Raw genomic sequence first — 11,899 nt, 5'->3', positions numbered from 1 at the left:
GGGGCGAGGGGACTGACCGAGGGGTTCTTAGAGTTACATCGACCTGAAATATCGAGTCGAACTCAGATTTTGAATCCAACGCAAATCGGCTCCCTTTCCCCCTCTCCCCCGTGGGGAGAGGGCTGGGGTGAGGGGTGGCTCTATAACCGAAGTACAAAACTCCGGCTAAAGTAAAATCTCCATCCCCCTTCACACGGACGTGAAGCATGCCCACCCGCACCTCCTCCAACCTACGCCAATTCGCCCGTCACCTGCGCGCCAACCAGACCGACTGTGAGCTCCTGCTCTGGCAAAAACTCCGATCCCGGCAAATCGCCAATCTGAAGTTTCGACGGCAGTTTCCATGTCCTCCTTATGTCTTGGATTTTTATTGCATTGAGCTGAAGTTGGCCGTCGAGCTGGATGGTGGTCAGCATTATGAGACGGCAGGAAAAATCCATGATCGGAGACGAACGCTTTACCTTCAGGCGCTAGGTATTGAAGTTGTGCGATTCAATAATCTGGAGGTTATTGAGCGGATGAGTGATGTGTTAGAGCAAATCCTGAGGTTTGCTGCGAATCGCAGCCCTCACCCTAACCCTCTCCCAGAGGTAGAGGGGACTGACCGTGAGTTTCTTTAGAAATTCTGCGACCTGAAATTTCGAGTCGAGCTCACGTTTCGAATCCAACGCAAGTCGCCTCCCTTCCCCCCTCTCCCCCGTGGGGAGAGGGCTGGGTGAGGGGTGGATCTATCAGACAGGCTGAAGCTTCTGCGCAAACACCGCCACCCCATCCAGATCCCGCAACACCACGCTCATCTCCCCCGTCTGCCCATCGATATTCACCTCGCCAAAGAACTGAAACCCGGCAAACGGCGAGGTGTTCTGCGCCGGTGGGCCTTTCTCGAACACCACCTCGGGCCCGAAGGTCTTATCCAGCGGATTAGGCCCGTAGCTCCCCGCATTCAGCGGCCCGGCAACAAACTCCCAGAACGGTTCGAAATCCTGAAACGCCGCGCGATCCGGGTGGTAATGATGGGCTGCGCAGTAATGCACGTCCGCCGTCAGGAATACAAAATTGCGCACCTGTTGAGCACGTAGATAGCCCAACAACTCAGCGATCTCCAGTTCACGTCCCTGGGCCGGTCCGGGATCGCCGTTGGCCACCGCTTCCCAACGCGCCACACCCGGGCTGACTTCTCCGTCGGGGACGCCGAGGCCGATGGGCATGTCGGCGGCGATGACTTTCCATTGCGCACTGGAGGCTTTCAACGAAGCCTTGAGCCAGTCCAGTTGCTCACGACCGAGAAAGGCTTTGGCGGCGCCGAGGTTGTCGTCATTGGCTTCGCGATAGCTGCGCATGTCCAGCACGAACACATCCAGCATCGGCCCATAACCAAGCTGGCGATAAATCCGCCCGCCACCATCGGCGCTCTGCAAACGCATGGGCGCATATTCGAGCCAGGCTTGCCGGGCGCGGCCCACCAGGCTGTGGATATCTTTGCTCTTGTAGCGCTCATCCAACTGCTTGCCCGGCGACCAGTTATTCACCACTTCATGGTCGTCCCACTGCCAGATCTGCGGGACTTCGGCGTTGAAGCGGCGGACGTTCTCGTCCATCAGGTTGTAACGGTAGTTGCCGCGGTAATCGTCGAGGGTCTCGGCGACTTTGCTCTTGGCTTCTGTGGTGATATTGCGCCACACACGGCCGCTTTCAGTGGTCAGTTGCGCCGGCACCGGGCCGTCGGCGTAGATGGCGTCGCCGCTGTGGATAAAGAAGTCGGGCAGGCGCAAACGCATCGCCTCATAGATGCGCATGCCGCCAATGTCCGGGTTGATGCCGAAGCCTTGGCCGACGGTGTCGCCGCTCCAGACGAAACGAATATCACGCCGGGTTTGCGGCACGCTGCGTAAGTGGCCGAACCAGGGTTCGCTGGTGACGCCACTTTGAGCATCTTCGAAATAAACGCGGTAGAAAATCGCTTGATCGGCCGGAAGGCCCGTGAGTTCGACCCGCGCAGTGAAATCGGTGCGCGCATCGGCCAATGGCGAGACAAATCGCCGCGGGTTACCGAACAGGCTGCGGGTGTCCCATTCCACCACCATCCGCGCCGGCCGGTCACTGCGACTCCAGATCATCGCCCGGTCGCCCAGCAGATCGCCGGACTGCACGCCGTCGGTAAGTAGCGGACGATCCTTGACCGAGGCGATGACGGCCGGCGCCAGGCCTGGAAGCAAAAGCCCGGCGCCGACGGCTTGCATGACACGGCGGCGGCCGAGGTCGAATTCGCTCATGGTGTTCTCCCTGAAAAGGAAAACTAAAGCATGTGTGCATGAAACCGGTGTGACACAAAAATCTGCCAACACACTGATCCCCTGTAGGAGTGAGCCTGCTCGCGATAGCGGTGTGTCAGACAACATCATTGTTGACTGACACACCGCTATCGCGAGCAGGCTCGCTCCCACAGGGGTTGGTGTCAGGCCTTGGCTGGCGCTAATGCCAACTCGACGGTTTCCGGCCGCTTCAGCAGCGCATACGCCACGGCCGTCAACAGACTCCCCGCCACAATTGCCAACAGATACAACAACGCATGATTGATCGCATTCGGGATCGCCAGCACAAACAATCCACCGTGCGGCGCCATCAGTTTGCAGCCGAAATACATCGACAACGCACCGGTCAGCGCACCACCGGCGATGCTCGCCGGAATCACCCGCAGCGGGTCTTTGGCGGCAAACGGAATCGCGCCTTCGGAGATGAAACACAGCCCCAACACCAGCGCCGCTTTACCCGCCTCGCGCTCGGTCTGGGCAAACTTGCGGCGAGCGATGAACGTGGCGATCCCCAAGCCAATCGGCGGCACCATGCCGGCGGCCATGGTCGCGGCCATCGGTGCGTAACTTTGCGAAGCCAGCAGCCCGACCGAGAACGCGTACGCGGCCTTGTTGATCGGCCCGCCAAGGTCGACGCACATCATCCCTCCGAGCAGCACACCGAGCAGAATCGCGTTGGTGGTGCCCATGCTGTCTAGGAAGTGCGTGAGCCCTTCAAGCATCCCAGCCACCGGTTTGCCGACGATGTAAATCATCACCAGGCCAGTGAACAGGCTCGCCAGCAACGGGATGATCAGGATCGGTTTCAGCGCTTCAAGACTTTGCGGCAAACGCGCGTAACGATTGATCGCCTGCGCCGCGTAACCGGCGATGAAACCGGCAATGATCCCGCCGATAAAACCGGCGCCCAGGGTGCTCGCCAGCAGGCCACCGATCATCCCCGGCGCCAAGCCTGGACGGTCAGCGATCGAGTAGGCGATGTAACCCGCCAGCAGCGGCACCATCAACTTGAACGCGGTCTCGCCGCCGATCTGCATCAGGGCGGCGGCGAGTGTGCCTTCCTCCTTGAACGCGGTGATGCCAAACACGAAGGACAAGGCGATCATCAGACCGCCCGCCACCACCATCGGCAACATGAACGACACGCCCGTCAGCAGGTGCTTATAGACGCCAGTCTTCTCCTGCTTGGCCGGACCTTTGGCGCCGGTCGAAGCGGTTTCCTGCTTACCTTCCGCCAGCGCCTTGTTCAGCGTTGCTTCGGCTTGTTTCAACGCGATACCAGTGCCGCAACGGTAAATCTTCTTGCCGGAGAAACGTTCGGTGGCGACTTCGATATCGCAGGCCAGCAGCACCACATCGGCATCGGCAATCGCTGCGGCGCTGAGTGGATTGCGCGCACCGACCGAGCCCTGGGTTTCCACTTGCAGGTCGTAGCCCAGACGCTTGGCCGCTTGCTGCAAGGCTTCGGCGGCCATGAACGTGTGAGCGACACCGGTCGGACACGCCGTGATCGCCACCAGACGTGGCACGTTTTGAACGGCGGCAGCAGGTTGCGCGACGACTTCGGGCGCGACATACACCTGAGCTTCTTCAGCACCACGGCGCAGCACCGCTTCGACATCCTGCAACGCCTGGGCCGGCGTACTCTGGAACACGCGTTTGCCAACAAACCGCGACATATCCACCGGCGCACTGGTGACCAGCAACACCCACTCGGCAGCTTCAATCGTGGCCGCGGACAGCTGACGTTCCGGATGCGCGGCATCAACCACTTCGACGCTGGTGCTCCACCCCTGACGCTGGGCCGCCGCATCGAGCAAACGGGCGCACAGCACACTGGTGACCATGCCGTTCGGACAGGCCGTAACAATGGCTAACTTCATGACAAACCCTCTTATTGTTCTGTCAGGCGGCGCACGCGCACACCCTGTTCGAGCTGCGCCAACTGCGCGGCATCGCCTATACCGAAACCGATCTGGGTGACCGCCATCGCGGCAATCGCCGTGGCGGTGCGCAGGGTCTGTTCAGGCGTGTCGGCGCTGAGCAAACCGTGCAGCATGCCGGCCAGCAACGAGTCGCCCGCGCCCACGGTGCTGACGACGCTGACCTTGGGCGGCGTGGCGTGCATCGCCGAGCCGACACTGAACCAGTTCACCCCATCGGCACCGTGGGAGATCACCACATGCTCGATGCCTTGAGCGTGCAAACGGCTCGCCGCTTCGGCTTGTGCCGCCACCGAGATCACCTCGCAGCCCAGCGCGTCGGCCAGCTCTTCGGTGTTTGGCTTGATCAGCCACGGCCCGGCCTTGAGCGCCTCACGCAAGGCTTCGCCGCTGGTGTCGAGGGCGACGTTCAAGCCAAGGTTTTTCAAACGCACAATCAACGCCTGCAGCCACTGAGGACTGATCCCTTGAGGCAGGCTGCCGGCGACGACGACCGCGTCATGACCGGGCGCGATCTGATCGAGTCGATCAAGCAACGCTTGCTGTGCCGCCTCATTGACCATCGGTCCCGGACCGTTGATATCGGTGATGCGCCCGTCGGTTTCCGCCAGTTTGATGTTGCTGCGCGTCTCGCCGGGAACCCGGATGAACGCATCGACAAAACCGCGTTTGGCGAACAGGGTCTCGAACGCTTGCAGGTTGTCTTCCCCGAGGAAACCGCTGACCGTCAGCTGATGCCCGAGGTCGGCCAGCACCTGCGCCACGTTCACGCCTTTACCGGCAGCGTGGGTATGCATCTCGTCGCTGCGATTGACTTGGCCAGGCTCAAGACGCGGCAACTGCACCGTCAGGTCCAGTGCCGGGTTGAGCGTCAGGGTCAGGATCTTGGCCATTAAAGGGCCTCCACTAATGCGCGCACTTCATTGGCGCTGCCCACGGCCAGGGCCTGTCGGGCGAGAATTTTGGTTTGGCTCAGGCTGAGTTCGCGGATGCGCGCCTTGACCTCGGCAATGCTGCGGCCCGACACGCTGAGCTCGTCCACGCCGAGGCCGACCAGCACCGGCACCGCCAGCGGATCAGCCGCCAGCTCGCCGCAAACGCCGACCCACTTGCCGTTGGCATGCGCCGCGCGCACGGTGATGTCGATCAGTTGCAGCACCGCCGGGTGCAAGCCGTCAGCCTGGGCCGACAAGGTTGGGTGACCGCGGTCGATGGCCAGGGTGTATTGGGTCAGGTCATTGGTGCCGACGCTGAAGAAGTCGACTTCCTTGGCCAGCACCGGCGCCAGCAGCGCCGCCGATGGCACCTCGATCATGATCCCCAGTTGCAGGTCGGCAACCGGGATTTCCAGACGCAGACGTTCGGTCATGTCCCGCGCCTGACGCCACTCATCGACGCTGCCGACCATGGGAAACATGATCCGCAACGGACGGTTGTCGGCAGCACGCAACAAGGCGCGCAATTGCGCTTCCATGATCTGCGGACGTTGCAAGGTCAGGCGGATGCCACGCACACCGAGGAACGGGTTTTCTTCTTTCGCAATCGGCCAGTACGGCAGCGGTTTGTCGCCGCCGACGTCGAGGGTGCGAACCACCAGGGGACGACCGGCCAGGCCATCGAGTACACGACGGTACTCTACTTCCTGGGTCGCCTCGTCCGGCGCCTGGGAATGGGCCATGAAAATCAGTTCGGTGCGCAGCAAACCAATGCCTTCGGCGCCCTGCTCCACCGCGCTGGTCACGCCGGCGCTTTCGCCGATGTTGGCGAACACTTCGACCGCGTGACCGTCGGTGGTCAATGCCGGTTGATGGCGTTGTTCGGCGGCCGCTTTAAGGCGTTGCTCGCGGGTGTCGCGCTCTTCGGTGGCGCGCTGCAAGGTCGCTGCGTCGGCGTCCACGTGCAGGCGACCGCGCTGGCCGTCGATCAGCAACGGCGTGCCCGGCGCTAGCAGCAACACCGCCGCACCGGCGCCGACCAGGGCCGGAATGCCCAGCGCCCGGGCGACAATCGCGCTGTGAGCGGTTGCGCCGCCACGGGCCGTGAGAATACCGGCCACGCGGGTCGGATCGAGACGAGCGACGTCGGACGGGCCGACTTCGTCCATCACCAGAATGTACGGCTGATCGGGTTCACTCGGGGTTTCGACGCCGCACAGTTGCGCCAGCACCCGACGGCCGATGTCGCGCAAGTCGGCAGCCCGTTCGGCGAGCAACGCGTCCTGCAGCGATTCCTGTTGCTTGGCCGCCGCTTCGATCACCGCCATCCACGCCGCTTCGGCGCTTTCGCCTTGCTTGAGGCGGGTGTCGACTTCATCGGTCAATTCCGGGTCGTCGAGCATTTCCTGGTGGGTGATGAAAATCTCGCGAATGGCCTTAGACGTGCTGCGCTCGATCAGGCCTTCGATGTCGCCACGCACTTGTGCCAACGCCTGCTTGAGACGCTCGCGCTCGATCGCGGCAGACTCACCACGCAACGGGTAGTCGATGGTTTGCAGCACTTGAATGTGCGCCGGGCCGATGGCGATGCCCGGTGCGGCGGCAATGGCCTGGACCAGGCTGCCGGAAGCTGGCGCGAGAAGCACTTCGGCCACATCGGCAAACACTTCGCGCTGCTGGCTCACAGCGGGCAACGGCTCGACTTCTTCGCCCAGACCTTCTTCGATCGCGGCGAGCAAGGCTGGCAACGCATCAGCGGCGATGCTCGGCTCGGCGACGAATTCCAGCACCTGACCACGACGGGCGCCGAGGCTGAGCAGTTTGCTCAAGCTCTTCACCGACACGGCGCTGTCCTGGCCATCGACGATGCGCACGCGGATTTCGCCTTCAAAACTTTTTGCCAGTTGCGCGAGGATCTTCGCCGGACGGGCATGCAAACCGTGGGCGTTGGCCAACGCAATGCGCGCGCTCGGCCAATCCGCCGGCAGTTCACCGCCCAGCACTTCGAGGACTTTACGGCTGCTGGTGGCGCGGCCCAATTCGTGGCCACGGCCTTCGATCAGCAACGCACAAAGGCGTTCGAGCAAGGCCTGATGCGCCTCGCCGAGGCTGGCCAGGCAGAACAGGCCACTGAGCGGCTGGCCGAGGTAGCGCATCGGTTTGTCCGGCGTAACGAAAGCCAGGCCCGGACGCTTGACCGTTTGCTCGCTGTGCAACCACCACAAGCCATCGCCCAGCGGCAGTGCTTCGACTTGCTGCAACACGGCGGAGAAACCATTGCTCACGCAATCCGCCTGGCGCAGCAAACGCGCACCGCGCCAGACCAGTTCTTCGAAGTCATCGGCGGAGACACCGAGGCCGATCATCTGTGCATCCAGCGCCAGTTCTTGCGGTGCGCCTTGCAGCAGTTTCAACAAGGCTTCGGCGGAACTGGCACGACGCAAGGCCTGGCCCAGGTCGGTTTCACCGAGGGCCCGGGTCAGCAGTTGCAGCAGTCGCAAGTGTTCATCGGATTTGGCGGCGATACCGATCGCCAGGTAAACAATCTGGCCGTCGCCCCAGTCCACGCCTTCGGGGAATTGCATCAGGCGCACGCCGGTGGAAAACACCTGGTCGCGGGTTTCCGGGGTACCGTGGGGGATGGCAATACCTTGACCGAGAAAGGTCGAGCCCTGGGCTTCGCGTGCTTGCAAGCCGGCAAGGTAACCCTCGGCCACCAGGCCATCGGTGACCAGATGCCGGGCCAGCAGTTGCAACGCTTCGGATTTATCCACAGCCGACTGGCCCATGGATATCTGCTCTATGGTGAGCTCGAGCATGCTTTCTCCTTTTTGGCGTCTGTTGGCGCCAGGTATTGTTTTGAATGATTCCAGCTTAGGCGCTTAGTCATCACTTTTGGCGGTTTCGCGGCAGAACCGGCCAAATGCGCTTACAACGTAGAAAATACGCTTGCTGAAACGTTTAATCTAGAATGATTGGCACGTTACTCGATTATGTCCCATCCTTGAAGTCCAACTTGTCGGAAGCGTTGCGACAATGGTCGTCTACCGGAATCGGGTAGGATTGGCGAAAATGTCGGCCGTAAAACAAGGAAAGCCCGCGTTGAAACTCAGTGATATCGCACAATTGGCCGGTGTGTCCGTTACCACCGCCAGTTATGTCATTAATGGCAAGGCCGAACAGCAACGTATCAGCAGTGCCACCGTCGAGCGCGTTCGTGCGGTCGTCGAACAACATGGCTTCACACCCAACCCCCAGGCCGCCGGGCTGCGCAGTCGGCACACCCGCACCTTGGGCTTCATTCTGCCGGACCTGGAAAACCCCAGTTACGCGCGCATTGCCAAACTGCTGGAACAAGGCGCCCGGGCTCGCGGCTATCAATTGCTGATCGCCAGCTCCGACGATGCGCCGGACAGCGAGCGGCAATTGCTGCAACTGTTCCGCGCCCGGCGCTGCGATGCGCTGATCGTCGCCAGTTGCCTGCCGGCCGGTGACGACAGCTACCGTCAGTTGCAAGCCAAGGGCATGCCGATCATCGCCATCGACCGGGTGATGGAACCTGAGCATTTCTGTTCGGTGATCAGCGATGATCGCGAGGCCAGCCTGCAATTGACCCGCAGCCTGCTCGATCCGCTGCCCAAGCAAATCGCCCTGATCGGTGCCCGTCCCGAACTGAGCATCAGCCAGGAACGTGCCGCCGGGTTCAAGGAAGCCCTGACCGGGTTCAAAGGCGAAGTGCTGATCGAGCACGCAGAGTCGTTCAGCCGTGAGTGCGGCAAGCAGCTGATGGAGGAACTGCTTCAGCGTCTGGGGCATTTGCCGGATGCGCTGGTGACCACGTCCTACGTGCTGCTTCAAGGCGTGTTCGACGCCTTGCACGACTACCCGCTGAAAACCCGCCCGCTGCGTCTCGGGACGTTCGGCGACACGCAGTTGCTGGACTTCCTGCCGCTGCCGGTCAACGCCATGGCCCAGCAGCATCAGTTGATTGCCGACAAGGCACTGGCACTGGCCTTGGCCGCCATCGAGCAGTCCGATTACCAACCCGGCGTGCAAGCCATCGCGCGGACCTTCAAGCAGCGTATTCGCCAGGACTGAACCGTGGAGCTGATCGACAGCCACACTCATCTGGATTTTCCGGACTTCGACGACGACCGCGCGGCGCAGCTTGCCGAAAGCCGCGCCCTTGGAGTGCGACGGATGGTGGTGCTGGGGGTTTATCATGGGAATTGGCAGCGGGTCTGGGACCTGGTGCAAAGCGATCCCGATCTGCATGCGGCGTTCGGGTTGCACCCGGTGTATCTGGATCAACATCGCCCTGAAGACTTACCCGAACTCGGTGACTGGCTGACCCGTCTGGCGGGTCATCGGCAATTGTGTGCAGTGGGCGAGATCGGACTGGATTACTTCATTGAAACCCTCGACCGTGAACGCCAGCAGGCGTTATTCGACGCGCAGCTGCAACTGGCGGCGGACTTCAATCTTCCGGCGCTGATTCATGTGCGGCGCAGCCATGCGGCGGTGATTGCCACGCTCAAACGTTTCCGGCTGAAACGCGCGGGAATCATTCATGCCTTCGCTGGCAGCAAGGAAGAGGCTCGCGAGTACATCAAGCTCGGCTTCAAACTGGGCCTGGGCGGTGCCGCCACTTGGCCGCAGGCATTGCGCATGCACCGCGTGCTCGCCGAACTACCGCTTGATTCGGTGGTACTGGAAACCGACTCGCCGGACATGGCGCCGGTGATGTTTCCCGGCCAACGCAACAGCCCGGCGCACTTGCCGGCGATCTGCTTGGCACTGGCCGGAATCATGGCCATCAGCCCCGAGCAATTGGCTGCCGCGAGCACGGCCAATGCCTGCGAGCTGTTCAACTGGTAAATCAGCCCTGCACAAAAACCTGTGGGAGCGAGCCTGCTCGCGATAGCGGTATGACAGCCGACACTGATGTCGACTGAAAGACCGCTATCGCGAGCAGGCTCGCTCCCACTTTTTGGTCCCTGTGAGCTGTCAGACCCGGAACGCGCTGATCAGCTGTTTGAGTTCCACCACCTGAGCCGACAATGCGCGACTGGCATCTTCGGTCTGGTGCGCACCTTCGGCGGTGCGTTCGCCTGCGCGGTTGATCTCGACGATGTTCTGGTCGATGTCGTGGGCCACTGCGGTCTGCTGCTCCACCGCCGCGGCGATCTGTTGGTTCTGGTCGACGATCATGCCGACGGCGCCGAGGATGTTTTCCAGCGCCTGCTGAACCTTTTCCGACTGCCCAACGGTGCCATCGGCCACCTGATGACTGACGCCCATGGCTTTTACCGCCGCGCCGACACCAGTCTGGAGCTTGGTAATCATCTGCTCGATTTCTTCGGTCGATTGCTGGGTGCGCTTGGCCAGGGTCCGGACCTCATCGGCCACCACCGCAAAACCACGCCCCTGCTCACCGGCCCGAGCGGCTTCGATCGCGGCGTTGAGCGCCAGAAGGTTGGTCTGCTCGGCGATGCTTTTGATCACTTCCAGCACGCGGCTGATGGATTGGCTGTCGCTGGCCAATTGATTGATCACCCGTACCGACTGATCGATCTCACTGGCCAGTTGCGCGATGCTGCCCTGCTGGGACGCCACCAGGCCGCGACCGCTGATGGTTTCGTCGTTAACGCTGTGAGCGCTGCTGACCGCCGCCGCGGCACTGCGCGCCACCTCAAGTGAGGTGGCCGACATCTGGTTCATGGCCGTGGCGACCTGCTCGATCTGCGAGCGCTGCCCCGCCACCGCCTGGTTGCTTTGGGCAGAAACACTCTCGACCTGCCCGGCCTGGCGCTCGACCTCATTGACGGTCTGGCCTACGCGCTCGATCAGGTCATGGATTTTCTTCACGGTGCCGTTGAACACCTCGCCCAACTCGCCCAACTCATCGCGGCTTTCGGCGCGGAAGGTCACTGTCATGTCGCCCGCTGCGACTTTGTCCAGCGTCGCGCCAAGTCGCTTGAGGGTTGTGCGGGTCGAGGCGTAGAAGCCGCCGTAAAGGTAAAAAATCAACACAAACACCACCGACAGTGCCACGGCCTGCAAGACCATGTGAGTGCGGTTCTGCTCCAACCGCTGCTGCAACTGGGTGCCGAGGAATGTCAGGGTGGCTTCGTTGAGTTGGTAGGTCTGGTCCATCAGGCCGGTGACCTGATCGTAAAAGGCCTGCCATGGCGTATCGAGGGTGTCGGCCATCACCACCTGTTCTTCGAACAGTTCACTGGCCTTTTTCAGGGAGGCCTTGCTGCTGTCGGCCTGGGCCGTCAGGGTGTCACGCGCCGCTTTGCTGGAGCCCAATGCGTCATTTAGCTTCAGACCGTATTCACCCTGAAGCTTTTCGATCTGCGCCAGCAACTCATCGAACCGGGTGCTCGACGACGAATTGAGAAAACCCTGCCCCAGCGAATAGGAACCCATCGCCCGACCGTCGCCCAGGATCTGGGTCACCGGTGGCGTGACATTGGTAATGAGTTCGCTGAGCTGACGCATGTCGCTTTGACTGTCACGGCTCAGGCCGGCTTGAGTGGCGATGATCTGACTGAAAATCTGTGCATTGCCGAGTAATTTGCCGATCAGCGCACTTTTACTTTGCAGGGAGGTTTCCGCTTGCTGGGCCTTGAACCCGGCGATCATTTCATCGCGTTTGCCGTCGAAAACCGTGATCTGCTCCGGGTCAGTGGTCATCGCCGTC

General features: G+C 61.6%; 8 protein-coding genes and 1 pseudogene. 3 read left to right on the top strand and 6 right to left on the bottom strand.

Going from position 1 to position 11,899, the window contains the following annotated elements; translation table 11 throughout:
* Positions 1–206: 206 nt before the first annotated feature.
* Positions 207–620, top strand: a complete 414-nt coding sequence (locus tag ACYZT6_RS01760) for an endonuclease domain-containing protein (protein ID WP_462025467.1) — start codon at positions 207–209, stop codon at positions 618–620.
* A gap of 111 nt (positions 621–731) precedes the next feature.
* On the opposite strand, the gene ACYZT6_RS01755 is transcribed toward ACYZT6_RS01760, so the two are convergent.
* The 4 genes from ACYZT6_RS01755 to ptsP all read right to left on the bottom strand — a co-directional run bounded on the left by ACYZT6_RS01755 (position 732) and on the right by ptsP (position 8,009).
* Entirely contained in the window at positions 732–2,273 is a 1,542-nt protein-coding gene (locus ACYZT6_RS01755; RefSeq protein ID WP_462025466.1) for an alkaline phosphatase D family protein, read from the bottom strand.
* A gap of 182 nt (positions 2,274–2,455) precedes the next feature.
* Positions 2,456–4,195, bottom strand: a complete 1,740-nt coding sequence (locus ACYZT6_RS01750; protein WP_462025465.1) for a PTS fructose-like transporter subunit IIB — start codon at positions 4,193–4,195, stop codon at positions 2,456–2,458.
* Positions 4,196–4,206: 11 nt separating this feature from the next.
* Positions 4,207–5,148 (bottom strand): 1-phosphofructokinase, encoded by a 942-nt coding sequence (gene pfkB, locus ACYZT6_RS01745; protein ID WP_462025464.1) that lies wholly within the window; start codon positions 5,146–5,148, stop codon positions 4,207–4,209.
* Positions 5,148–8,009 (bottom strand): phosphoenolpyruvate--protein phosphotransferase, encoded by a 2,862-nt coding sequence (gene ptsP / locus ACYZT6_RS01740; RefSeq protein WP_462025463.1) that lies wholly within the window; start codon positions 8,007–8,009, stop codon positions 5,148–5,150. Before ptsP ends, pfkB begins: the two co-directional genes overlap by 1 nt.
* Positions 8,010–8,292: 283 nt before the next feature.
* On the opposite strand from ptsP, the gene cra reads away from it, so the two are divergent.
* Complete coding sequence (gene cra, locus ACYZT6_RS01735) at positions 8,293–9,288, top strand: catabolite repressor/activator (protein WP_462029897.1); 996 nt, start codon at positions 8,293–8,295, stop codon at positions 9,286–9,288.
* Between the two features lie 3 nt (positions 9,289–9,291).
* On the top strand, positions 9,292–10,068 hold the full coding sequence (locus ACYZT6_RS01730; RefSeq protein WP_462025462.1) for a TatD family hydrolase: 777 nt from the start codon (positions 9,292–9,294) through the stop codon (positions 10,066–10,068).
* 129 nt (positions 10,069–10,197) lie between these two features.
* On the opposite strand, the gene ACYZT6_RS01725 is transcribed toward ACYZT6_RS01730, so the two are convergent.
* Together ACYZT6_RS01725 and ACYZT6_RS01720 are read right to left on the bottom strand one after the other, a co-directional pair.
* Positions 10,198–10,902 carry a methyl-accepting chemotaxis protein gene (locus ACYZT6_RS01725; RefSeq protein WP_462029896.1) on the bottom strand — a complete coding sequence of 235 codons (705 nt, stop codon included), beginning with the start codon at positions 10,900–10,902 and terminating at the stop codon, positions 10,198–10,200.
* Positions 10,903–11,055: 153 nt separating this feature from the next.
* Positions 11,056–11,259, bottom strand: a pseudogene (locus ACYZT6_RS01720) (HAMP domain-containing protein); the annotation flags it as partial.
* Positions 11,260–11,899: the final 640 nt, after the last annotated feature.

It is taken from the genome of Pseudomonas sp. RT6P73 (assembly GCF_054897715.1).
The sequence above is the reverse complement of the archived record's forward strand: the minus strand, read 5'-3'. Positions and strand labels throughout refer to the sequence as shown.

Excerpts from the sequence above, each read along its gene's own strand:
- ACYZT6_RS01760 (WP_462025467.1), top strand. The coding sequence starts at position 207 with ATGCCCACCCGCACCTCCTCCAACCTACGCCAATTCGCCCGTCACCTG.
- ACYZT6_RS01755 (WP_462025466.1), bottom strand. The coding sequence starts at position 2,273 with ATGAGCGAATTCGACCTCGGCCGCCGCCGTGTCATGCAAGCCGTCGGC.
- ACYZT6_RS01750 (WP_462025465.1), bottom strand. The coding sequence starts at position 4,195 with ATGAAGTTAGCCATTGTTACGGCCTGTCCGAACGGCATGGTCACCAGT.
- pfkB (WP_462025464.1), bottom strand. The coding sequence starts at position 5,148 with ATGGCCAAGATCCTGACCCTGACGCTCAACCCGGCACTGGACCTGACG.
- ptsP (WP_462025463.1), bottom strand. The coding sequence starts at position 8,009 with ATGCTCGAGCTCACCATAGAGCAGATATCCATGGGCCAGTCGGCTGTG.
- ACYZT6_RS01725 (WP_462029896.1), bottom strand. The coding sequence starts at position 10,902 with ATGTCGGCCACCTCACTTGAGGTGGCGCGCAGTGCCGCGGCGGCGGTC.